Below are 22,100 nucleotides of genomic sequence, written 5' to 3'. Positions count from 1 at the left end.
GCGCATCCGAGAGCTCGAGCGAAGCGGTCGCTCGGAGGACATCCAACTCCTCGGGGTTCGCCTCCGAGATGCTGCGATGCGTGGGGAGCGCTGGCGTTCGAGAGGACCACGTCAGGTGGGCGTCGTGACCTGGATGCCATTGGCTCGTGCCCCTTCGGCGAGGCGGTCGTCGTAGGTAACGATCGACTCGAGGTCGTCTCCGAGGCTGAGCGCCGACGCGAGGTGGAGTGCGTCGAGGGTGCGCAGGATCGTGGGATCGAGTCGGCTGGCTTCCTCGAACGTCGACGTCGTGAGCTCGAGCAAGGTGATCGCGTCGAGCACCGTCCGCGCTCGGAGCAGGCGGTCGGGCGCCGAGCAGCGAACCACGCGCAGCAGCTCTGTGCGCGCGAGGTCGTTCGAGACCGGGGTGCGCTCGACCTCGGTGAGCCATGAGCGCAGCGCATCCGTCTCGGCTTCGGCGACGACCAGCTTGACGAGAGCCGACGTGTCGAGGTAGTGCGCCACGCTCAGTACCGCTCGACGGCCCTCATGGACTCCAGCTCGGCTGACAGCCTCGGTCCGCCCTCGGGTGCTGGCAGGTCCGCGAGGCTGCGGCGGGGGGGGCGGGCATGACCGGCGATGAGCAGCCGCTCGAGCGGAGAGGCTGGCATCGGTGCCAGCAGCGCGACCGGTCGTCCTCGATCCGTGATGGCCACGGTCGCGCCGGCAGCGACCTCCGCGACGACGGCCGATGCGTTCTGCTTGAGGGCTCGGATGCCGACCTCCCTCATGTACTACATGGTAGCACATTCAGACCTGGGCCCCTCCATGCTGACCTCGTGGCCGCCGATCTCCCGTCATCGGGCGCGTGCGGTGCTCATCTCTCGGTGGCGGCGGGTTCTCGCGGCGGATCACGTCGGACGGTGGAGCGCCGGGCAAGCGCCGCCAACGGCACCGAGCACCCCCTTGGCGGCGGGCAGTGGACGGCGACAGCGAGAACGCGACGGTGGTCACGCGCCTCCTCGCTGGCCCGGTCGAGCGCCGCCGAGAGATCACCAAGCCCACGCTCCTCGTCGACGGATCGAAGACGGGATTGCGCCTGCAGTCCAGCCGATCCTCGACCGCCCGTGATCGCCCGCTGCGAAGCGCACAAGGTCCGCAACGTGCGCCGCCACCCACGCAAGGAGGTCGCGCGTCGTCGAGCCGCGCGTGCGAGCCGCTTGCCGCAACCCCGAGCGCTTCGCCGGCAAGCGCGAGCTCCCATCCCAGCGCCGCTGCCAGCACGAGGAGGCATGGTGGGGCCTCGATCGTCATCCGACGGGAGACGCCCCCTGCCTTGGCGCGAACCTTGTGCTCCCCGACGCCATCGTGTCCGTGCGCGACGCCGCCGGGACGACGTCTCCAACGTCGAGCGCTGGCGAGGCGGGGCTGCGCGCCACGACGTGCCGCCTGGACCAGGCGCGGCGCGAGTCGCTGGCGGCGGCCCCAGACGTCCTCGCGACTCGCTCAGGCGCTCGGCTCGCCGCTCCCCGCGAGCCATCCCGGGACGTGGCCGATGCCCTGGATGGTCCAGCCGCCGTCGATCTGCAGGCACTGGCCAGTCACGAACGACGCCCGGTCGCTCGCAAGGAAGCAGACCCCCGCGGCGATCTCCGCCGGGCTCGCGAGGCGCGCGAGCGGGACGCGCTCGGCGATCCAGGCGGGCTCGAGCAGTCCCTGCTCGAGCACCTCGCGAGCTGCGGGCGTGAGCGTGTGCCCGGGGGCGACCGCATTCACCCGGATCCCCGCAGGTGCGAGCTCCACGGCCATGACCCTCGTGAGCGCGAGGAGGCCGGCCTTCGCCGCGCTGTAGGCGGCGCGCCCCGGCAGCGCGACGAACGCGGCGCCCGAGGACACGTGCACGATGCTCCCCGCCCCCTGGCGCCGCATCCTGCGCACCGCCTCCGTGTCGCACAGGAAGGCACCCGAGAGGTGCGTCGCGAGGACCTCGCTCCACGCCTCGAAGCTCATGTCCCCGACGAGTCCCACCCTGCGGTTCCCCGCGTTGTTGACGAGCACGTCGATCCTCTCGAGCGACGAGAACGCGTCCGCGACGTCCACCGGTTTCGTGACGTCCGCGAGCAGGTAGCGGGCGCCGGGAACCGGCGCCGTCGGCTCCCGCACGTCGAGCGAGACCGCGGACGCGCCCTCGGCGGCGAACGCCTCCACGACGGCATGGCCGATGCCCTGCGCACCGCCGGTGACGACCACGACCCTGCCCTCGAACTCGCCCGCCATCGCGACCGTTCCTCCCCGCGGGCCGGGCCGACCACGACGCCGAGGCCCCCGGCGACGCTACCAGCGCGCCCGCACCGCCGGCGCTTCGAACGGGACCTGCGCTGGCCGGCGCCGCTCGGACCGTGCGCGCTCGCGTCGAGACGTGGTCGTCGTGTCGGTGTGACTACCTTTGCCCATCGTGCGTCGCTTCGACGAGTCCGTGGATGCGCGGCTTCGCGATGCTGCCTTCTCCTTCCTGCGGGCGCTCGGCCCCGAGGCGCTCGTCTCGCAGCACGACCTGTCTGCGTTCACCTTCGACGGCGTGCCGGTGCGGCTCATGGCACCGCAGCAGGGCATCTGGAAGCCACGCCAGCTCGACGCCGCGCTGAGCATCCGGACGGTCTTCGCAGCGACCCCGGCGGCACGACCGTACGCCGACGCGATCGGCGCCGACGGCTTCGGCCGCTACAAGTGGCGGGGCACCAACCCGGCCGAGCCGGAGAATCGCGCGCTTCGCGCCGCGATGGCCCGCGGCCTGCCACTCATCTGGTTCTACGGCATCGCGCCTGGCCGCTACCTGCCCCTCTTCCCCGTCTACCTCGCTGCCGAGGAGCCCAACGAGCAGCAGTTCGTCGTCGCTCTCGACCACGATGCACTCGCGCTGCGCAGGGAGCTCGCCGACACGCGGCCCGAGATCGTCCGCGCCTACGCCGAGAGTCTCGCTCGAGCCCGCCTGCACCAGCGCGCCTTTCGCGAGCGCGTCCTCCTCGCCTACGCCTACCAGTGCGCCGTCTGCCGGCTGCGCCATCGCCAGCTCCTCGACGCGGCGCACGTGCTGAGCGACGCCGCAGGGGGCGAGCCGGTGGTCACGAACGGGATCTCGATGTGCAAGATCCACCACGCTGCCTACGACGCGGACATCATCGGGATCGCGCCCGACTACCGCATCGGCGTCCGGCCGGACGTCCTTCGCGAGCACGACGGCCCGACGCTGCGCTACGCGCCCGACCCGGACCTCCTCGAGGTCCGCTGGCAGCGCTTCCTCGCCGCCTCGTGAGGACCGGGCAGAACGCGTCCTTCGACGGGGCCTCGCTCCTCGAGCGCGAGCCGTGGGCGGAGCGCTCGCGGGAGCGATCGCCGCTCGCGGGGTAGGGAACGGAGGACCTGCTACCTGGAGGAGGCAGCCCATGACGAACCACGCCAACCCTCCCGACGCGGCCCCCTGCTGGGCTGATCTGTGGACCTCCGACGTCGAGTCGAGCCGCACCTTCTACAGCGAGCTCTTCGGCTGGCAGGCGGGTGAGCCGAGCCCGCAGTTCGGCGGCTACTTCTTCTTCTTCACGCGCCGCGGCACGCCGGTGGCGGGCGCGATGGGCGACGCGGGCGGCGTGCACGCCGACGACACGTGGAAGCTCTACGTCGCGACCGACGACGTCGCGAGGACCGCCGCGACCGCCGTCGCGCGCGGCGGCGCAGTCCTCGCCCCACCGGCGGCGATCGCCGACCTCGGCAGCCAGGCCGTGCTCGCCGATCCCGAGGGCGCGAGGATCGGCGCCTGGCAGCCCGGCAGCTTCCGGGGGTTCGCCGTCACCGGCGAACCGGGGACCGCGTGCTGGTTCGAGCTGCTCTCCGGGGACCCCGACGCCGCAGCGGCCTTCTACCAGGCCGTGTTCGGCTGGACGGCGGGTGCCGCCGACGGCGGGTACGCGACGTTGCGCGACCCTTCCGGAGGCGCCGACGTCGCCGGGATCGCCGAAGCGGCGGCCGTGCTCGCCAGCGGCGAGCCGGCACGCTGGACCATCTACTGGGAGGTCGACGACGTGCGCCGCGTCGCAACGAAGCTGCAGGCGCTCGGCGGCGCGCTCACGAGCGAGGTGTCCGCCACCCCCTACGGCCTGCTCGCCGCGGGGATGGACGCCACCGGCGCCGAGCTCAGGCTGCGCCAGGCGACGCCCTAGGCGAGCCCGCCGGGGCGGCACCCGCCGCCGGGTGCCGACCGAGACGTCGCACGGCGCGTGCATGCATGACACCTAGACGCGCGCCACCCTTCGGCGTACGCTGAGCGGGCGAAGAAGACGCGCCCGGGCCTTCAGCCCACCGGCTCCAGCGTGCAGCAGGCGTGCAGGTAGCATCCCTCGTCCGATCGGGCGTGGCGCGCTGGAGGACCTACCTTCCGAGAAGGGAGAGCACATGCGCGTGCTCGTGAACGTCGAGATCGCCACGCCCGAGGGCAACGAGATGATCCGATCGGGCCGCATGACGCCGGCGCTGCAGAAGATGCTCGCCCAGCTGCAGCCCGAAGCCGCCTACTTCTACCCGCGCAACGGACGGCGGGCGATGACCCTCGTCGTCGACGCTCCGGAGGCCGCCGGCCTCCCGAGCCTCGTCGAGCCGTTCTGGCTCGAGCTCGGGGCGGCGGTCGAGGTGCTGCCCTGCATGACCGCCGAGGAGGTGGCCGCCGGCATCGAGCGCCTCGCCTGAGCGCGCCGGGACCCGCCCGGTACCGCTCGTGGCCCGGGCCCCTCGACGCCGCGGGCCGCCTGCGCTCCCGTCAGGAGGTCGCCTCGACCGCCTCGGCCGCCTCGATCGCGGCGCGCAGCTGGTCGAGGAGCGCCTTCCCCGAGGGGAGGTCGAGCTCGACGGCGACGCGCGCCTCGACGCCGAGGCCGTAGTTGGCGAAGTCGATGAGCAGGGCGTGCTCGCCCGCGCCGTGCGTGGCGTGGTCGTAGCCGACCGTGGCCTGGCTGAGGGGGAACCAGCCGTTCGCACCCTTCCCCGCGCCGCTCACGGCGGTCGTCATCGCGATCATCGTGCACATCGCCGCGACGTCCGATCAGCCGAGGTTCTCGGCGAGGAAGCGGAAGACCTTCCCCCACCCGTCCATCGCCTGCTCCGGGCGGTAGGCGGGGGTGTGGTAGTAGAAGAAGCCGTGGCCGGCGCCGTCGTAGCGGTGGAACTCGTAGCGCTTCCCGTGCTGGCGCAGCGCGGCCTCGTGCTGGTCCACCTGCTCGGGTGAGGGCGACTGGTCGTCGTTCCCGAACAGCCCGAGCAGCGGGCAGGCCAGGTCCTTCGTGTAGTCGATCGGCGCCACCGGCCGGGCCGGGGTGAGCTGGTCCGGCGCCATGACGACGTTGCCGCCCCACAGGTCGACGACGGCGTCGAAGCCGGCGAGGCGCGAGGCGACGAGCAGCGCGTGGCGGCCACCCGAGCACGAGCCCATGACGCCGACCTTCCCGCTGCACGTCGGCCGTGCCTTCAGCCAGGCGAGGGCGGCACCGGCATCGGCGACGACGCTGTCGTCGTGCACCCCGCCCTGGCTGCGAACCTTGGCGGCCACGTCGTCCGGCGTGCCGTGCCCGTAGCGGCAGTACAGGTCGGGGCAGATCACCTCGTAGCCGTGACGGGCGAGGCGCTCGGCGAACTCCTGGTAGAGCTCGTCCCACCCCGGCAGGTGGTGCATGAGCACGACCCCGGGGAACGGCCCGTCGCCCAGAGGCCGCGCGACGTAGGCGTGGATCTCGTCGCCGCCGCCGCCCGCGAAGGTCGTGATCTCGGCGCTCACGCCGACGTGACCGTCAGTCCTGAAGCTGTTCCACACGCTCGGCTCCCCTGCTCGAAGTGCGAGTTCCACCCGCATGCTACGCGAGTGGCCAGGCGCCGGGCGGCGCCGGGCGCAGCCTCACGAGACGCGCGCCGGTGCGGCGAAGTGGACGAGGAACCAGCTGGTCGCCAGGCGGGCGACCTCCTCGAGCGCGCCGGGCTCCTCGAACAGGTGGCCGGCGCCGGGAACGACGACGAGCTCGCTCTCGCCGCGCAGGCTCGCCTGCGCGGCGCGGTTGCACTCGAGCGTCGGCGCGTCCCGGCCACCGACGACGAGCAGCGTCGGCGCCCGGACGAGGGCGAGGCGCGAGCCGGCGAGATCGGGACGCCCGCCTCGGGACACGACCGCGGCGACCTGCGCCTCCGGCTCGGCGGCAGCCCACAGGGCGGCCGCCGCTCCCGTGCTCGCCCCGAAGTAGCCGACCGGGCCCAGGGCGATCCCCGGCTGCACCCGCAGCCACGCCGTCACCGCGCCGAGGCGCCGTCCGAGGAGCTCGACGTCGAACACGTACGAGCGGCGCAGCTCCTCTCGCCCGCTGAGCAGGTCGAACACCAAGGTGCCGAGCCCCGAGCGGTTGAGGACCGAGGCGACGTAGCGATTGCGGGGGCTGTGCCGGCTGCTGCCGCTGCCGTGGGCGAACACGACGGTGCCGACGACGTGCTCGGGGATGGTGAGGTGACCTGCGAGGCGCGTCTCGCCGGCGAGCACCTCGACCTCCTCGTCGCGCACCGGGGGGTCCGCGCCGGCGGACCCCGGGACCCCCGCCAGCCGGCCCGCCTGCTCGAGGAGACCGACCACCTCCTCGTCGGTCGCCTGGGTGAAGTCGCGGTAGTAGGCGCCGACGGCGGAGAACCAGGCCGGCTGCTCGAGGCAGACGACCTCGTCGGCCTCCCCGGCGAGGGAGGCGAGCGAGGAGCTCGGCGCCACGGGCACCGCGAGCACGACGCGCGCCGCGCCCTTGGCCCGGACCACCTGGCAGGCAGCCCGGGCGGTCGAGCCCGTGGCGATCCCGTCGTCGACAACGATCACCGTGCGGCCGGCGAGCTCGAGGGGCGGCCGCCCGGCTCGGTAGCGCTGGGCGCGCCGCTCCAGCTCGGCGCGCTCGCGCCGCTCCACCGCCTCGAGCTCCGGCTCGCGCACGTCGGCGCTGCGCAGGACCGCGTCGTTGAGGACGCGCACGCCCTCGCCGATCGCGCCCATGGCGAGCTCCGGCTGGAACGGAACGCCGAGCTTGCGCACGACGAGGACGTCGAGCGGCGCGGCGAGCGCCTGCGCCACCTCGAAGGCGACCGGCACCCCGCCCCGGGGCAGACCGAGGACCACGATGTCGGCGCCAGCGAAGCGCCGGAGGGCCTCGGCGAGCCGGCGTCCTGCGTCCCTGCGGTCCCGGAAGGCCATCGCATCTCCTCGCCCGAAGTCTCGCCTGGAAGCCTCGACGCGGCCAGGGCCGATCGGCACCGCCGCGCGTCTCAACCGGGCCAGGCGACGTCGTCGAGGCGCTCCTCCCGGTGCAGGCGCCCGATCGCCTCGGCGAGCGGCCAGGCGAGCGAGCAGACCTCGACGGCGTCGGCGCGCGGCGGAGGGACGGTGTCGGTGACGAGCAGGCGGGCGAGGCCGAGGTGTCCCAGGCGGTCGAGGGCGCCCGCGCTGAACAGCCCGTGGGTGGCGACCACCGCCGGGGGAGCCGCACCGGCGCGATCCGCGAGGAGCTCGGCTGCGGCCTCGATGGTCGCGCCCGTCGAGACCATGTCGTCGACGATGACCGGCCGGCGCCCCGCGACGTCGCCGGCGAGCGGCCCGGCGCGCACCGCTGCGGCAGTGAGCCGGTGCTTGCGCACCACCGCCACGGGCGCGCCGATGATCGCCGCGTAGCGCTCGGCCAGGCGCACCGCCCCGAGGTCGGGGGCGACGACCACCGCGTCGGCCACGGGGCCGAGCGCGGCCGCGAGCGCGCGAGCCGCCGAGAGCGTCGCCACCGGGACCGGGCTCATCGCCTCGAGGGCGGCCGTGTGCGGGTCGACGACGACGATGCGCTGCGCGCCCGCCGCGGCGATCACCTCGGCGGCGAGGCGTGCGCCGACCGGCTCGCCGGGCCGGCTCCGACGGTCCTGGCGCGCGTAGCCGAAGTAGGGCACGACGGCTGTGAGGCGCGCGGCGCCAGCGCGCCGGCTGGCGTCGAGCAGGAGGAGGAGCTCGACGAGGTGCTCGTCGACAGGGGGGCAGGTGGGCTGCACGACGTAGACGTCGCGGCCGCGAACGTCGGGGACGACCGGTCGGGCCTCGCCGTCCGGGAAGCGCTCGAGCTCGACGGGCGCGAGCGCCTCGCCGAGACAGCTCGCGACGAGCGCGGCGAGGGCGGGGTTCGCCGAGCCGCTCAGCACCGTGAGACCCGTGCCGCAGGGACCACCCACTAGCCCTTCACCACCCCGACGGGGCGCAGCCGGGCGACCCTGCGGGCGAGACCGGCCCGCTCGCAGGTCGCGACCACCTCGTCGATGTCCTTGTAGGCGATCGGCGCCTCCTCGACGAGGCCCCGCACCGACGCCGCCCGCACCGCCACGCCGCGCGCCTCGAGCTCGCCGCGCAGCCTCGCGGCGGGCACCTCGCGCCTCGCCGCGTGCCGGCTGAGCCGCCGGCCGGCGCCGTGGCAGCAGGAGGAGAAGGCGCCGCCCGGGCTCGTGCCGGCGAGCACGTAGGAGGCGGTCCCCATCGATCCCGGGACGAGCACCGGCTGGCCGGTCGCAGCGAGCGCTGAGGGCAGGTCCGGGTGCCCGGGGGGCAGCGCGAGGGTGGCGCCCTTGCGGTGGACGCACAAGAGCCGCTCCTCGCCGCCGACACGGTGGGTCTCGAGCTTGGCGAGGTTGTGCGAGACGTCGTAGACGAGCGCGAGGGCACCGGTGCCGACCACCGCTTCGAAGGCTCGCCGGACGGCGTCCGTGAGCGCCTGGCGGTTCGCCCGCCCGAAGTTCGCCGCGGCCGTCATCGCCCCGAGGTAGCGCCGGCCCTCGGGCGAGCGGACCGGGGCGCAGGCGAGCTGGGGATCGGGAACGGAGATGCCGTAGCGGCCCATCGCCTGGAGCATCCTGCGCACGTGGTCCGAGCAGACCTGGTGGCCGAGGCCGCGTGAGCCGCAGTGGATCATCACCGCGACCTGGCCGGCGTGCAGCCCGAAGGCGGCCGCCGTGCCCTCGTCGTAGACGTCGGCGACCACCTGCACCTCGAGGAAGTGGTTCCCCGACCCGAGGCTGCCGACCTGCACGGCGCCGCGCGCCGCGGCGCGCTCGCTCACCTCCGCCGGGTCCGCGCCCTCGAGCCGACCACGGTCCTCGCAGCGGACGAGGTCGTCCTCCACGCCGAGGCCCGCCGCCACCGCCGCACGCGCGCCGTCGCGCAGCACCGCCTCGAGGCGTCCCGGCCCGTCCAGCTTCCAGACGCCGCCGGCACCGGGCCCGCGCGGGATGGAGCGGCTGAGGTGATCCATCAGCCGGGGCAGGTCGGGCGCGAGCTCGTCGGCCCCGAGCGGCGCGGCGAGCAGCCGCACGCCGCAGGAGATGTCGAAGCCGACGCCGCCCGGGGAGACGACGCCGCCCGCCTCGACGTCGGTGGCGGCGACACCGCCGATCGGGAACCCGTAGCCCCAGTGCAAGTCCGGCATCGCGTACGACGCCTCGACGATGCCCGGCAGCGTGGCCACGTTCTCTACCTGCCGCAGGGCCTCGTCCTCCCCGACCACCTCGAGCAGGGCCGGCGAGACGAAGACGATGCCCGGGACGCGCATCGCCCCGGTCGGGGCGATGCGCCACCGGTCGACCGTCCCGGGGACCGGCTCGAGGACGGGACGCGCCCGATCCTTCGGCGTGCCCGCCGGGCTCACCGTCGGGCCGTCCCGGCACCGGCCGGCCGTGGCGCCGACGTGCCCGCCGGCTCCACGCCCACCGACCGCCTCACACGTCGAGGAGCACGCGGCACCGCCAGCCCCCCTCGTCTCGGCCCATCTCGAGCCCATGGTAGGAGACGCCCTTGGGGACCGGTCCGACGACCCGGGCCCGGGCGAGCGGCACGACCTCGAGGTCGCCGGCGAGGCCGCCGTCCTCGGTCTCGGCGAGGTGGACCCGCACCGGGACGACGCCGAGCACGTCGACGACGTAGAGGACGTCCTCGAGCAGGGACACGAGAGCGTCGGCGTCGCTCGCGCCCTGCGGCGCCGCGACGGGCAGCACCTTGGTGGCGCTCGCGTCGGGGACCTCGACGAAGGCGTCGACCATGGCCGCCAGGGCCTCGGCGACGCAGGCAGGCCGGTCGGGCCCCCAGGCCTCGATCAGGCAGTCCGCCGTGTGGGGCAGCAGCCGGTGGCCCGAACCCGACCGCGCCGAGCGCGCCGCGGCGGCGCTCACCGCGCCCGCCCCCGCGGCCGCGCGCCCACCGGCGCGGCCCGCGAGCGTGGGCGTGCGCCGAACCAGTCCGCTCGGGCGCTGCACGAGCCTCGGCGGGTCATCGCGCCGTCGACAGCCGGCGCCCCTTGGCGAGGAAGGCCCGGAGACGCTCGAGCGGCCAGGTGTTGATGACCTGCTCCGGCTCGACCCAGCCGCGCTGGGCGGTGGCGACCCCGTAGCGCAGGTTGTCGAGGTGACGGAGGGCGTGGGCGTCGCTCGAGATGGCGAGCATGACCCCCCGCTCCCTTGCCAGCCGGGCGAGCTCGTCGGGCAGGTCGAGACGGTCGGGGAACGAGTTGATCTCGAGCGCGGTGCCCGAACGGGCCGCCGCCGCGAAGACAGCCTCGGCGTCGAAGTCGATCGGCGGCCGGCGCCCGATGCTCCGGCTCGTCGGGTGGCCGATCACGTTGACCGCCGGGTGCTCGATGGCCCGGATGAGGCGACGGGTCATCGCCTCCCTGCCGAGCTCGAACGCCGAGTGCACCGAGGCGACGAGGATGTCGAAGCCGGCGAGGAACTCGTCGTCGAAGTCGAGGGAGCCGTCGGCCTGGATGTTGAGCTCCGAGCCGTGCAGGAGCGCGATGCCGTCGTCACGCTCGAGGGCACGCAGCGCCGCTCGCTGCGCGAGCGCCTTGTCGGCGGTCATCCGCTGCATGCGCAGCGCCGGGGCGTGGTCGGTGACGGCGAGGTAGCGGTAGCCGTGCCGCCGAGCCGCGGCGACGAGCTCCTCCAGCGTGGCGAGGCCGTCGGTGAGCGTGGTGTGCGTGTGCAGGTCGCCGCGCAGGTCGCCGAGCTGGACGAGGTGCGGGAGCCGCCGCGCCTGCGCGGCGTCGACCTCGCCGCGGTCCTCCCGCAGCACCGGCGGCACCCAGGCGAGGCCGAGGGCTTCGTAGACCTCCTCCTCGGTCGCCGCCGCGACCACCGTCGCGTCCCGGCGCTCGAGCGCGTACTCGGAGAGCTTCATCCCCCGGCGCCGCGCGAGGCGGCGGAGGTGGATGCCGTGGGCCTTCGATCCGGTGAAGTACACGAGCGCCGCCCCCCACGATCCGGGGGCGACGACCCGCAGGTCGACGTGCACGCCCGAGGCGGTGCGGGCGACGGCCTTCGTCGGGCCGCGCGCCGGGACCTGCGCGACGCTCGGAAGGCGGGCGAAGGCCTCCATCACGGCCTCGGGTTCGTGCGATGCCGCCAGGAGGTCGATGTCGCCGATGGTCTCGCACCTGCGCCGCAGCGAGCCGGCGACCTCGGCCCGCTCGACCGCGGGGATGGCACGCACGGCGTCGAGCAGCTCCTCGGCGAGCTCGAGGGCCGAGCCGAGCTGCAGGCGCCCGCCCATCTCCTCGTGGCGCGCGAGCGCGGCGGCGAGGCGCTCCTCGCTCGCCGGGCCCCAGCCGCGCAGCTGGCGCAGGCGCCTGCGACGCAGCGCCTCGAGCAGCTCGGGCACCGAGGCGACGTGCAGCTCCTCGTACACCTGGTGGGCGCGCCTGGGGCCGAGCCCGGGCACCTCGAGCAGGGAGCGCAGGCCCGCCGGCAGCTGGGCTCGCAGCTCCTCGAGCTCCGCCAGCCGACCCGTCGCAAGCAGCTCGGCGATCTTCGCCGCGATGTGCTCGCCGACGGCCGGGATCTGCTCGAGGGCCCGTGCATCGAGCCGCCCGACATCGAGCGGATAGCCGGCGACGGACCGAGCGGCCTTCTCGTAGGCGCGGACCCGGTACGGATCGCCGCCCGCGACGGCCAGCAGGTCGGCGAGCTCGCGCAACGCGTTCGCCACCATGTCGTTCGCGCTCGGCACCGCGGTCCTCGGCCGCCGGTTCGCAGCGGGGTGACGGTCAGCCCGGTGCGGGCGACCCGAGCTGCGCCGTCGCCTCCGCCAGCGCCGCGCTCGCCCGCTCGAGGTTGGCGCGGACGTAGACCTCCTCGCCGCCCAGCTCGACCTCGCCGGCCACGATCTCGAGCGCGTCGCGCACCTCGCTCAGCGCGACGCTCAGCGCCTCGCAGGCCCGTGCGCACTGGCTCACGTCCACCGTCACCTCCCTGTCGCCCCGCCCTGTCGACCTCAATGGTCGCCCGCCCGCCGGCGCACGGTCAGGGCCGAACGTCCCGGCGCCACGCGTGCCAGCGCAGGGTACGGGGCAGGAGCGCGAGGGACCGGGCCCTCGCCGCGAGGCGGGCCGACCCCGGCTCCCAGGAGAAGCCGAGCCCGGCGACGAGGACGGACCCCGCCGCCCACAGCCCGAGCACGACGAGCTCGTGGCCTGATAGGCCCCGCGCCCCGCCGGTGAACGCCGCCTCCATCGAGCTCGCCACCGGCTGGGCGGGCAGGGCGGCGGCGAGGGTGCGCAGCCAGCGCGCCTCGGCCGGGGCCGGGAAGAACACGTTCGAGATGAACGCCACCGGCAGCAGCAGCGCGTAGGCGATCGGGAGCGCGGCCTCGGCGCTCGGGACGAGCCCCGAGAGCGCGACGCCCGCGGCGAAGGAGACGGCGAGGCCGGCGCCCGCCGTCTCGACGAGGGGCGGCAGGGCCGCGGCCGCGACGTGCGCGTGGAGGAAGGCGACGCCCACGCCGACGACGAGGACCACGGCCCCGGCCGCGACGACCGTGACGGCCCCGAGGCGCCCGGCGAGGTAGGCCCACCACGGCAGCGGCGTGCCGCGCAGGCGCTTCAAGATGCCCTCCTCCCTCGACAGGGTCGTGCCGAGGATGGTGTCGACGAACCCCACGTTGAGGACGGCGAACGTGGACATCGCGGGGGTGAGGAACTGGACGACGCGCTCGCGCCCGAGCGAGGCGAGCGTCATCTCCGGCGTGACGAGGTCGAGGGCGACGAGGAGCATGACGGGGACGACGACGGAGGTGAAGGTGGCGATCGGGTTCCGAGCGAGCGTGACGAGCTGGTAGCGGACCTGGCCTGGGACGAGTGCCAGCCCGGGAGGCGGCCGGGTAGGGTCCGGACGAGCGTGCGCGCGGCGCCGGCTCATCGCTTCGCCGTGAGCTCGAGGTAGGCCTCCTCGAGGGAGGGCCGGCGCACCTCGAGCTCCTCGAGCTCGAACCCCTCGCTGGCCGCCCAGTTGGCGAGGATCCGCAGAGCCTCGGTCGGCACTGCGGTCGAGAGCGTCGTCGAGCCGCCGCCGCGCGCGCGTAGCTCCCACGGCCCGCTCGGCAAGGTCGCGCGCGAGTCGAGGCGGAACGAGATCGAGGTCGCGCCCGGACCGCCGAGCTGGCCCGGCGGGCCCTCGGCGATGACCTGACCGCGCCGCAGCACGACGACCCGGTCGGCGAGCCGCTGCACCTCGTCGAGGTAGTGCGAGGTGAGCACGACGGCGACGCCCCGGGCGCGCAGGCGGCCGATGACCTCCCAGATCCGCCGGCGCGCCGCCGGGTCGAGGCCGGTGGTCGGCTCGTCGAGGAAGAGGACCTCGGGGTGGCCGACGAGCGCGAGGGCGAGGTCGAGGCGCCGACGCTGCCCGCCGGAGAGCTGGCCGATCCTCGTTCGCTCCGTCCCCTCGAGCATGACCTCCGCGATGACCTCGCCAGGAGGGCGGCGGGGGCGGTAGAAGGTCGCGTACAGCCCCACGGCCTCGCGCACGGTGAGCGTCGAGTCGCTCCCGGCCGACTGCAGCACGATGCCGACGCGGTTCTTGAGGCGCCGCCCGCCCGCCGCCGGTGGGCGCCCGAGGACGCGGACCGATCCGGCCGTCGGCAGGCGGAAGCCTTCGAGGATCTCGATCGTCGTCGTCTTGCCGGCGCCGTTCGGGCCGAGCACCCCGACGACCTCGCCCGCGTCGACCCCGAAGGACACGTCGTCGAGCGCCAGGCTCGACCCGTAGCGCTTCGTCAGATGCTCGACGGAGATGACCTGGACCACGTCCGTCCACCTCGCGGCACGCGGGCGCGCGCCCGCTCGCGCGCATTGTCCGGGCAGGTCCACCCGTCGGGGGAGGGACGAAGGTCACGACCGCCCCTCCGGGCGCCCGAGCGCGGCGACGACCGGATCCGGGCGGGCGTCGCTTCCTCGTGGCCCGATACAGCCGGGCGCCATCGCAGCACGAGCGCGTCCGGTAGCGTCGGTCCGTGGCGAAGACGCGCCTCGGCGACGCCGACTACCGGCGGCTCCTCACCTTGCGGACCGGACTGCGACGCTTCCTGCGCTGGAGCGAGGAGCGGGCGCACGAGGCCGGGCTCACCCCGGCCCAGCACCAGCTCCTCCTCGCGGTGCGCGGCCACCAGGGGACCCAGCCGCCGACGATCGGCGACGTCGCCGAGTCGCTCCTGCTGCGCCACCACAGCGCCGTCGAGCTCGTCGACCGGGCCGAGGCCGCCGGCCTCGTCGAGCGGCGGCGGGACCCGAGCGACGGGCGCGTCGTGCGCCTCGAGCTGACCCGCACCGGGCGAGCGGCGCTCGAGCGCCTCTCCTCCCTCCATCTCGAGGAGCTTCGCCGCCTCGCCGAGAGCTTCCGACCGCTGTGGGAGGGGATCACGGTGCCCACCGCCGGCACCGACGACGGGTCGCAGCCCGAGGTGCGCGTCGGCCACGTGCTCGCGCCGCCGTCCGGCGGCGGCACCCGCGTCCTCGTCGACCCGACCTGGCCGCGCGGGCTGCGCCGCGAGCAGGCCCCGATCGACCGGTGGCTGCCCGAGGTGGCCCCCAGCGCGGCGATCCGCCGCCTCGACGACGGCACGCCGCAGGCGTTCGCGTCCTTCGCCCGCCGCTACCGAGAGGAGCTGCGCGCGCAGTCCGGTGCCCTCCTCGAGGAGCTCCGACTGCTCGCCCACAGCGGAGGGCTCGTGCTGCTCACCGCGTCGCACGACCTCGAGCGGTCCGGCGCGAGCGTCCTCGCAGGCGAGCTGCGGGCCGGTCGCCCCCCGCGCACGCGGGCCCGCACGCCGGCACGCTAGGCGGGCGGCCGCTCGTCGAGCCCGACGGTCGGCGCCGACTCGCTCCCAGGTGGCGGTCCCGAGGTCGGTCCCGCGTCGCTGGCGTGCACCGGGAGCTTCCGCTCCGCCTCCGGCGAGCCGCCCGCACGCCGGCCGGCGCGATCGACGCCGGCGGCGCGCCCGACGGCTGCCCGGGCGCGGTGGCGCCGGGACCGACGGCGACGCCCCGCCCCGAGGGCGTCCCGGACGGTGAGGACCCGCTCGCGGCGGCGCTCCTCGACGAGGAGCCGCTGACGGGCCTTGAGGAGGTCGATGGCGGTCACCACGCCGGCGAGCTCGCCCGTCCGCCGCTGCAGCACGACGAGCGCCCCGACGCCGTGCTCGGCCATGCGGTCGGCCGCGCGGCGCAGGGTCTCGTCGGGGAAGGCGACGACGACGTGGCGCACCATCACCTCGCTGACCCGGGGCGAGCCCCCCGACGAGCGCGCCGCCTCGAGGAGGCGAGAGGCGCCGACCGCCCCGCGCAGCGAGCCGCGCCCGTCGACGACGGGGAAGAGGCGCTGGCGACGGGCCTCCGGCCGCCGGGCGAGCGCGTCGAGCGCCGCGGTCGCGAGCTGGTCGGGCCGGAGGACGAGCACCTCGGTCGCCATCACCTCGCGCACGAAGAGCGCCTCGAGCGGGTCGACGCCGTACTCGCGCACGACGTGGAACCCTCGGCGCGCCACCTTCTCGGTGAGGATCGACCGCTTCAGCACGCCGGAGGACACGACGTGGGCGACCATGCAGGCGAGCAGGAGCGCGAGCAGCGAACCGGTGTCGCGGGTGAGCTCGAAGGCGAACGCCACCGCGGTGAAGGGCGAGCGGGTCACGCCGGCGAGCGTGGCAGCCATGCCGAGCAGCGACCACGTCGCGACGTCTCCCCCGGGCAGCACCGGCGCCAGCAGGCCGCCCATCGCCGCCCCCAGCATGAGCAGTGGCGCGAGGATGCCGCCGCTCGTGCCAGAGCCGAGGGCGACCGACCAGATCACCCCCTTCACGACGAGGAGCACGGCGAGGGCGGCGAGGCCGAGTCGGCCCGCCAGCTCGGCGCCGATCGTGTCGTAGCCGACGCCGAGGGCACGGGCGTCCACGAGGCCGCCGAGGCCGACCACCGCGCCGCCGATCGCGGGCCACCACGCCCAGTGGAAGGGCAGCCGAGCGAAGGCGTCCTCCATGCCGTAGACGGCCTGGGTGAGCACCCAGGCCAGCAGCGCGCCGGCGATGCCGACGACGCCCGAGCCGGCCACGGCCACGGCGCCGAGCGAGCCGTGCGAGCCGAGGGGGAAGAGCGGTGCCGGACGGACGAGCCCGTGGGCGGCCATCGCGGCGCGAAGCACCGACGCCACGACGACGGCGAGCGCGATCGGTCCCGCGGAACGCGGCCGCCACTCGAAGGCGAGCAGCTCGACGCCGAAGAGCGCGGCGGCGACCGGCGTGCCGAAGACGGCGGCCATGCCCCCGCAGGCGCCGGCGACGAGCAGCGTCCTGCGCTCGGCTGCCGAGAGGCGAAGGAGCTGCGCGAGCACCGACCCGACGGCGCCGCCCGTGAGGATGATCGGGCCCTCTGCGCCGAACGGCCCCCCGCTGCCGATGCTGATCGCGCTCGAGACGGGCTTCAAGACGGCGAGGCGGGGCTCGACCTTGCTGCCGTTGACGAGGATCGTCTCCATGGCCTCCGGGATGCCGTGGCCGCGAATGCGCTCCGACCCCCAGAAGGCCATCGCCCCGACCGCGAGGCCGCCCCCGACCGGCACGAGGGCCGACAGGGCGTGCAGGTGGCTGGTCGTCGGCGCGACGAGGCGCACGCCGAGCCGGCCGTCGTAGAGCAGCTGGGTGAACAGCCCGATCAGGTCGAGCAGGCCGAGGGCGACCCCGGCGGAGAGCGCGCCGACCAGGAGGGCGAGGGCCGCGAGGAGCCCGACGCGCGCGCCGGTCTCGAAGTCGGCGAGCGATCGCTCGCCGGCAGCGCGCGCGGGCAGGCGGGGCGAGGGCGGCACGCCGCCCACTTTAGTCGTGTCACGATATACATGCGCCCGCCGATCGCCCGGCTCGGCGGGCGCGTCGCCGGTAGTCTCGTGCGCACCGGAGAGACCCGGGAGCCAGCCGAGGAGCCCGCATGCCCGCCGACGAGCTGTTCGTCGCCACCGACCACGACGGCCGCTCGCACCACGGCGGCGCGCCGGTCACCTGGCACCTGCCAGCCGTGGTCGACGGTCGGACGATCCCGGGCGACGAGACAGCGGGAGCCGACGCGCCGCTCGTCCTCTGGCGCCCGCCCGGCCTGCTCGACGCGCTCGACAGCCGCATCTTCCGCGCCGAGGCGACCGGCGAAGTCCTCGCGAACGACGAGGCGCACGTCGAAGCCCGCGCCGCGCGCCTCGTCGCAGCGACGCCCTGGGACGACGCCCGGGCGGCTCGCTTCGCGCTCGAGTGCGCCGCGCACGCCCTCGGCGAGGAGGCCGACGCCGTGCTGCCCGACGGGTCGCGCCTCGGCGACGTCGTCGCCGAGGCCGGCGAGGTCGTCGCCTCGGCGGGGACGCAGGCCGAGGACCACCTCGGCTTCCTCGCCCGCCTCGCCTCGGCGCGGCGTCTTCGCCGGCAAGGCGAGCTCGTCGGCGACCTCGCCCTCGCGCTCCTCGGCGAGGACCACGAGCGGGCGCGTGACGCGCTCGAGGACCCGGCGTGGGCCACCCTCGCCTCGGTCGCCGAGGCGGTCCTCGCAGCGGTGGAGTCCCTGCGCCACCTCGCCCTGCCACGCTACGTCGAGGTGCGCGAGCGAGCGTCCGAGGCGGGCCCGCCCGACGCAACCGGCGGGACGGCCTCGCTCTTCACCGTGTCGACGCCGTGGGGGCCGCTCGTCCCCCTCGCCGAGCGCCCGTCGCCCTACGAGCCCGCGGCCCGCACGGCACGCGAGGCAGCCGCACGGGCGCGCCAGGCCGTCCTCGAGCGCGCCGGACCCGCCGCGGCGACGGCCGAGCGGTCCTTCCAGGCGCAGCGCCTCTCGGAGCTCCTCGCCGGCCCCTAGCCCCCAGCGCTCGGGCGCAGCGGCGGCTCGCGCCCGGGCCGAGCGCGCGTGCTCCGAGCCACCTGGACGGGCGAGGGCGCCCCCGGCGGCGGCGGGGCGCTCGTCTACGCTGGCCGAGTCCAGCCCCGAGCTGGGCGACGAGGTCACGGCACGAAAGGCGCACATGGCCCGGGCGAACGAGCACGGCGTAACGCCCCAGAGCGAGGACTTCTCGGCCTGGTACAACGAGCTCGTCGTGAAGGCGGAGCTCGCCGACCGGGGGCCGGTGCGCGGCACGATGGTCATCCGCCCCTACGGCTACCGGATCTGGGAGCTGCTGCAGGCCGAGCTCGACGAGAGGATCAAGGCGACCGGCCACGAGAACGCCTACTTCCCTCTCTTCATCCCCGAGAGCCACCTCGCGCGCGAGGCGGACCACGTGGAGGGCTTCGCCCCCGAGCTCGCCGTGGTGACCCAGGCCGGCGGGCACGAGCTCGAGGAGCGCCTCGTCGTGCGCCCGACGTCGGAGACCGTGATCGGCGAGATGTTCTCCCGCTGGATCACCTCGTATCGCGACCTGCCGCTGCGCATCAACCAGTGGGCGAACGTCGTGCGCTGGGAGCTGCGACCGCGCCTGTTCCTGCGCACCACGGAGTTCCTCTGGCAGGAGGGCCACACCGCCCACGCGACCGAGGCCGAGGCGGTCGCGGAGGCGATGACGGCGCTGCGCCTCTACGAGGAGGTCGCCCGGGACGTGGCGGCGATGCCGGTGGTCGCCGGCGACAAGACCCCGAGCGAGCGCTTCGCCGGGGCGCTGCGCACCCTCACGCTCGAGACGCTCGTGCGCGACGGACGCGCCCTGCAGGCGGCGACCTCGCACTTCTTCGGGACGAACTTCTCTCGCGCCTTCGACATCACCTTCGCCACGGCCGACGGCACGCTCGAGTGGTGCCAGACGACCTCGTGGGGGATGAGCACGAGGATGGTCGGCGGCGTGATCATGACCCACGGCGACGACAAGGGGCTCATCCTGCCCCCTCGCCTCGCCCCCTACCAGGTCGTCGTCGTGCCGATCGGGCGGGGGCCGGAGCTCGGGCGCAGCATCGACGCGGCCCGCTCGCTCGCGGCCGAGCTCGAGCCGGCGGGCGTGCGGGTGCGCGTCGACGAGCGCGACCACCTCTCGCCAGGCTTCAAGTTCAACGAGTGGGAGCTGCGGGGCGTCCCGCTGCGCCTCGAGCTCGGCCCGCGCGACCTCGCGGCCGGCACGGTGACGGTCGCCGAGCGCCTGGGCGGGGAGAAGCAGGCGGTGCGGCGCGAGGAGGCGGTCGCCGCGGTCCTCGCCCGCCTCGACGCCATCCAGGCTGCCCTGCTCGAGCGCGCGACGCGCTTTCGCGACGAGCGCACCCGGGTCGTGGACACCTTCGACGAGCTCGTCGACGCGGTCGCCGCCGGCTTCGCGCTCGCACCGCACTGCGGCGACGCCTCCTGCGAGGCGAAGATCCAGGAGGTCACCTCGGCCACGCCGCGCTGCGTCCCCCTCGACGCGCCGGCCGAGGAGGGCCACTGCGTCGCGTGCGGCAAGCCGGCCGCGTACGGACGCCGGGTCTACTTCGCCCGCGCCTACTGAGCGCGGCTCGCCAGCAGCGCCTCGGCGATCTGCACGGCGTTGAGCGCCGCGCCCTTGCGCAGGTTGTCGCCCGAGACGAAGAGCGCGAGGCCGTGCTCCACGCTCGGGTCCCGCCGGATCCGCCCGACGAGGGTGGCGTCCCGGCCGGCGGCCTGCAGCGGGGTTGGGAGGTCGACGACCTCCACGCCGGGCGCGTCCTCGAGCAGGCGACGCGCCTCCTCGGGCGCGAGCGGCGACGCCAGCTCGACGTGCAGCGATAGCGAGTGGCCCGTGAACACCGGGACGCGCACGCAGGTGCAGTCGACCGCGAGGCTGTCGAGGCCGAGGATCTTCCGGCTCTCGTTGCGGAACTTCTGCTCCTCGTCGGTCTCGCCCGACCCGTCGGGCGCGAGCGCCCCGGCGAAGGGGACGACGTTGAAGGCGATCGGCGCGCCGAACACCTTCGCCTGGGGGAAGTCGAGCGCCGCGCCGTCGAAGGCGAGGGCCCGCGCGCTCGGGCCCACGGCGCGAACCTGCTCGTCGAGCTCTGCGACGCCGGCCGCCCCGGTACCGGACACGGCCTGGTAGCTCGACGCCACGACCCGGCGCAGACCCGCCGCGTCCGCGAGCGGCTTGAGGACCGGCATCGCCACCATCGTCGTGCAGTTCGGGTTGGCGACGATGCCCTTCGGGATCGACGCGAGCGCCTGCGGGTTGACCTCGGGGACGACGAGGGGAACGTCGGGATCGAGGCGCCAGGCCGAGGAGTTGTCGATGACGATCGCACCGGCCGCCGCCACCCGCGGGGCGAGCTCGAGCGATGCCGCCTTGCCGCAGGAGAACAGGGCGATGTCGATCCCGCGGAAGTCCGCGCCCGCCGCGTCCTCGACGGGCACCTCCTCGCCGTCGAACTCGAGCAGCCGGCCGGCCGATCGCGCCGACGCGAAGAAGCGGACGCCGTCGAGGGGGAAGTTGCGCTCGACGAGGATCGAGCGCATCACGCCGCCCACCTGGCCGGTCGCCCCGAAGACCGCGATCAGCATAGCGAGAGGTTAACCGCCGGCCCTCGGCCGGCTCCCGCGGGCCCGCTCAGTCGCCGAGCTCGAACGCCTGGTGCAGGACCCGCACGGCGTGCTCGGCAGCGCCGCCCTCGATCACGCACGAGATGCGGATCGGGGACGTGGAGATCATCTCGATGTTGATCTTCTCGGCCGCGAGTGCCTCGAACATCCGCGCCGTCACCCCCGGGTGCGTCCGCATGCCGGCGCCGATCACGGAGACCTGGGCGATGTTCTCGTCGACGAGGACCGACGAGGCGCCGATCTCCGGTGCCAGGGACTGCGCGACCGCCATCGCGGCCTCGAGCTCCGACCTCGCCACGGTGAAGGAGATGTCCGTCATGCCCTCGTGCGAGGTGTTCTGGACGATCAGGTCCACGTTGACGAGCCGGTCGGCGAGCCCGCGAAACAGCGAGGCCGCGACGCCGGGCCGATCGGGCACCCGCGTGATGGTGAGCTTCGCCTCGGAGGTGTCGCTCGTGACGGCGGACACGATCGGCTGCTCCATGGTGGGGTCCTCCTCGGTGACCCACGTCCCCGGCTCCCAGGTGAAGCTCGAGCGTACGTGGAGCGGAACGTGGTGGTTGCGGGCGAACTCGACCGAGCGCAGCGCGAGCACCCGCCCGCCGGTCGCGGCGATCTCGAGCATCTCCTCGAACGAGAGGTGGCGCAGGCGGCGCGCGTTCGGTACGACGCGTGGATCCGCGCTGAAGACCCCCGAGACGTCGGTGTAGATCTCGCAGCGATCGGCCCCGAGCGCGGCGGCGAGGGCGACCGCCGTCGTGTCGGAGCCGCCCCGGCCGAGGGTCGTGACGTCACGGTCGAGCGACACCCCCTGGAAGCCGGCGACGACGGGCACGACGCCGCGCTCGAGCGCCTCGCGCAGTCGCTCCGGGCGCACCTCGAGGATCCTCGCCTTCGTGTGCGACGCGTCGGTGATGATCCCCGCCTGGCTCCCGGTGAAGGAGGCGGCGGGCACGCCGAGCTCGGCGAGGGCCATGCACACGAGCGCCATCGAGATCCGCTCGCCGGCGGTGAGCAGCATGTCGAGCTCGCGCGGCGGGCGCAGCGCGCTGACGTCCTGCGCGAGGCGCAGGAGGTCGTCGGTCGTCCGGCCCATCGCGCTGACCACGACGACGACGTCCTCGCCGGTGCGCCGGGTCCGGGCGATGTGGTCGGCGACGGCGCGGATGCGCTCGGCGTCCGCGAGCGACGAGCCGCCGAACTTCTGCACGGTGAGCGCCACGG

Annotated in this window: 22 protein-coding genes; 6 read left to right on the top strand and 16 right to left on the bottom strand. The window is 75.0% G+C overall.

What is annotated here, in order from left to right:
* Positions 1–111: 111 nt before the first annotated feature.
* From VKV23_01375 to VKV23_01365, 3 genes are all read right to left on the bottom strand, one after another.
* Complete coding sequence (locus VKV23_01375) at positions 112–504, bottom strand: type II toxin-antitoxin system VapC family toxin (GenBank protein ID HLI14690.1); 393 nt, start codon at positions 502–504, stop codon at positions 112–114.
* Between the two features lie 2 nt (positions 505–506).
* Entirely contained in the window at positions 507–770 is a 264-nt protein-coding gene (locus VKV23_01370; protein HLI14689.1) for a type II toxin-antitoxin system prevent-host-death family antitoxin, read from the bottom strand.
* A 715-nt stretch (positions 771–1,485) separates the two neighbouring features.
* Positions 1,486–2,256: an SDR family NAD(P)-dependent oxidoreductase gene (locus tag VKV23_01365; GenBank protein ID HLI14688.1), complete on the bottom strand. Its 771-nt coding sequence runs from the start codon at positions 2,254–2,256 to the stop codon at positions 1,486–1,488.
* Positions 2,257–2,434: 178 nt separating this feature from the next.
* Here VKV23_01365 and VKV23_01360 point away from each other — a divergent pair, with 178 nt between their 5' ends.
* The 3 genes from VKV23_01360 (at position 2,435) to VKV23_01350 (ending at position 4,716) form a co-directional block, all read left to right on the top strand.
* A complete protein-coding gene (locus VKV23_01360; GenBank protein HLI14687.1) occupies positions 2,435–3,292 on the top strand; it encodes an HNH endonuclease in 858 nt (285 codons plus the stop codon).
* A 130-nt stretch (positions 3,293–3,422) separates the two neighbouring features.
* Positions 3,423–4,193 carry a VOC family protein gene (locus VKV23_01355; protein HLI14686.1) on the top strand — a complete coding sequence of 257 codons (771 nt, stop codon included), beginning with the start codon at positions 3,423–3,425 and terminating at the stop codon, positions 4,191–4,193.
* 232 nt (positions 4,194–4,425) lie between these two features.
* Entirely contained in the window at positions 4,426–4,716 is a 291-nt protein-coding gene (locus tag VKV23_01350) for a hypothetical protein (GenBank protein HLI14685.1), read from the top strand.
* A gap of 70 nt (positions 4,717–4,786) precedes the next feature.
* On the opposite strand, the gene VKV23_01345 is transcribed toward VKV23_01350, so the two are convergent.
* From VKV23_01345 to VKV23_01300, 10 genes are all read right to left on the bottom strand, one after another.
* On the bottom strand, positions 4,787–5,053 hold the full coding sequence (locus VKV23_01345; GenBank protein ID HLI14684.1) for a DUF6295 family protein: 267 nt from the start codon (positions 5,051–5,053) through the stop codon (positions 4,787–4,789).
* A gap of 15 nt (positions 5,054–5,068) precedes the next feature.
* Positions 5,069–5,866, bottom strand: a complete 798-nt coding sequence (locus tag VKV23_01340) for a dienelactone hydrolase family protein (protein ID HLI14683.1) — start codon at positions 5,864–5,866, stop codon at positions 5,069–5,071.
* A gap of 48 nt (positions 5,867–5,914) precedes the next feature.
* Positions 5,915–7,234 carry a phosphoribosyltransferase family protein gene (locus VKV23_01335; protein HLI14682.1) on the bottom strand — a complete coding sequence of 440 codons (1,320 nt, stop codon included), beginning with the start codon at positions 7,232–7,234 and terminating at the stop codon, positions 5,915–5,917.
* A gap of 71 nt (positions 7,235–7,305) precedes the next feature.
* Positions 7,306–8,247: a ribose-phosphate diphosphokinase gene (gene prs / locus VKV23_01330; GenBank protein ID HLI14681.1), complete on the bottom strand. Its 942-nt coding sequence runs from the start codon at positions 8,245–8,247 to the stop codon at positions 7,306–7,308.
* Entirely contained in the window at positions 8,247–9,710 is a 1,464-nt protein-coding gene (locus VKV23_01325; protein HLI14680.1) for an RtcB family protein, read from the bottom strand. Before VKV23_01325 ends, prs begins: the two co-directional genes overlap by 1 nt.
* Positions 9,711–9,780: 70 nt before the next feature.
* The gene (locus VKV23_01320; GenBank protein HLI14679.1) at positions 9,781–10,230 is read right to left on the bottom strand and encodes an archease; all 450 of its coding nucleotides are present in this window, start codon (positions 10,228–10,230) and stop codon (positions 9,781–9,783) included.
* A 97-nt stretch (positions 10,231–10,327) separates the two neighbouring features.
* Positions 10,328–12,061 carry a DNA polymerase/3'-5' exonuclease PolX gene (gene polX / locus VKV23_01315; GenBank protein HLI14678.1) on the bottom strand — a complete coding sequence of 578 codons (1,734 nt, stop codon included), beginning with the start codon at positions 12,059–12,061 and terminating at the stop codon, positions 10,328–10,330.
* Between the two features lie 37 nt (positions 12,062–12,098).
* On the bottom strand, positions 12,099–12,293 hold the full coding sequence (locus VKV23_01310; protein ID HLI14677.1) for a hypothetical protein: 195 nt from the start codon (positions 12,291–12,293) through the stop codon (positions 12,099–12,101).
* 61 nt (positions 12,294–12,354) lie between these two features.
* Positions 12,355–13,248 (bottom strand): ABC transporter permease, encoded by an 894-nt coding sequence (locus tag VKV23_01305; GenBank protein HLI14676.1) that lies wholly within the window; start codon positions 13,246–13,248, stop codon positions 12,355–12,357.
* The gene (locus VKV23_01300) at positions 13,245–14,135 is read right to left on the bottom strand and encodes an ABC transporter ATP-binding protein (protein HLI14675.1); all 891 of its coding nucleotides are present in this window, start codon (positions 14,133–14,135) and stop codon (positions 13,245–13,247) included. The genes VKV23_01305 and VKV23_01300 overlap by 4 nt, the downstream gene beginning before the upstream one ends.
* 206 nt (positions 14,136–14,341) lie before the next feature.
* On the opposite strand from VKV23_01300, the gene VKV23_01295 reads away from it, so the two are divergent.
* Positions 14,342–15,166 carry a DUF488 family protein gene (locus tag VKV23_01295; GenBank protein ID HLI14674.1) on the top strand — a complete coding sequence of 275 codons (825 nt, stop codon included), beginning with the start codon at positions 14,342–14,344 and terminating at the stop codon, positions 15,164–15,166.
* Here VKV23_01295 and VKV23_01290 read toward each other — a convergent pair.
* Positions 15,163–17,181, bottom strand: coding sequence for a chloride channel protein (locus VKV23_01290; protein HLI14673.1), 2,019 nt, complete (start codon positions 17,179–17,181; stop codon positions 15,163–15,165). The two genes, VKV23_01295 and VKV23_01290, sit on opposite strands and share 4 nt — an antisense overlap.
* 119 nt (positions 17,182–17,300) lie before the next feature.
* Here VKV23_01290 and VKV23_01285 point away from each other — a divergent pair, with 119 nt between their 5' ends.
* A complete protein-coding gene (locus VKV23_01285; GenBank protein ID HLI14672.1) occupies positions 17,301–18,209 on the top strand; it encodes a hypothetical protein in 909 nt (302 codons plus the stop codon).
* 163 nt (positions 18,210–18,372) lie between these two features.
* Positions 18,373–19,815, top strand: a complete 1,443-nt coding sequence (proS, locus tag VKV23_01280) for a proline--tRNA ligase (GenBank protein ID HLI14671.1) — start codon at positions 18,373–18,375, stop codon at positions 19,813–19,815.
* On the opposite strand, the gene VKV23_01275 is transcribed toward proS, so the two are convergent.
* The gene (locus VKV23_01275; protein HLI14670.1) at positions 19,809–20,837 is read right to left on the bottom strand and encodes an aspartate-semialdehyde dehydrogenase; all 1,029 of its coding nucleotides are present in this window, start codon (positions 20,835–20,837) and stop codon (positions 19,809–19,811) included. The genes proS and VKV23_01275 overlap by 7 nt on opposite strands.
* A gap of 46 nt (positions 20,838–20,883) precedes the next feature.
* Positions 20,884–22,098, bottom strand: a complete 1,215-nt coding sequence (locus tag VKV23_01270; GenBank protein ID HLI14669.1) for an aspartate kinase — start codon at positions 22,096–22,098, stop codon at positions 20,884–20,886.
* Positions 22,099–22,100: the final 2 nt, after the last annotated feature.

It is taken from the genome of Acidimicrobiales bacterium (genome assembly GCA_035294085.1).
GTDB lineage: Bacteria > Actinomycetota > Acidimicrobiia > Acidimicrobiales > Bog-793 > DATGLP01.
Note: the sequence above shows the minus strand (reverse complement) of the source record. Positions and strands in the feature narration are given on the sequence as shown.

Bases quoted from the DNA above. Each gene is read 5' to 3' on its own strand.
- VKV23_01370 (HLI14689.1), bottom strand. From the start codon at position 770: ATGAGGGAGGTCGGCATCCGAGCCCTCAAGCAGAACGCATCGGCCGTC.
- VKV23_01365 (HLI14688.1), bottom strand. From the start codon at position 2,256: ATGGCGGGCGAGTTCGAGGGCAGGGTCGTGGTCGTCACCGGCGGTGCG.
- VKV23_01355 (HLI14686.1), top strand. From the start codon at position 3,423: ATGACGAACCACGCCAACCCTCCCGACGCGGCCCCCTGCTGGGCTGAT.
- VKV23_01350 (HLI14685.1), top strand. From the start codon at position 4,426: ATGCGCGTGCTCGTGAACGTCGAGATCGCCACGCCCGAGGGCAACGAG.
- VKV23_01345 (HLI14684.1), bottom strand. From the start codon at position 5,053: ATGTGCACGATGATCGCGATGACGACCGCCGTGAGCGGCGCGGGGAAG.
- VKV23_01335 (HLI14682.1), bottom strand. From the start codon at position 7,234: ATGGCCTTCCGGGACCGCAGGGACGCAGGACGCCGGCTCGCCGAGGCC.
- VKV23_01305 (HLI14676.1), bottom strand. From the start codon at position 13,248: ATGAGCCGGCGCCGCGCGCACGCTCGTCCGGACCCTACCCGGCCGCCT.
- VKV23_01285 (HLI14672.1), top strand. From the start codon at position 17,301: ATGCCCGCCGACGAGCTGTTCGTCGCCACCGACCACGACGGCCGCTCG.
- proS (HLI14671.1), top strand. From the start codon at position 18,373: ATGGCCCGGGCGAACGAGCACGGCGTAACGCCCCAGAGCGAGGACTTC.
- VKV23_01275 (HLI14670.1), bottom strand. From the start codon at position 20,837: ATGCTGATCGCGGTCTTCGGGGCGACCGGCCAGGTGGGCGGCGTGATG.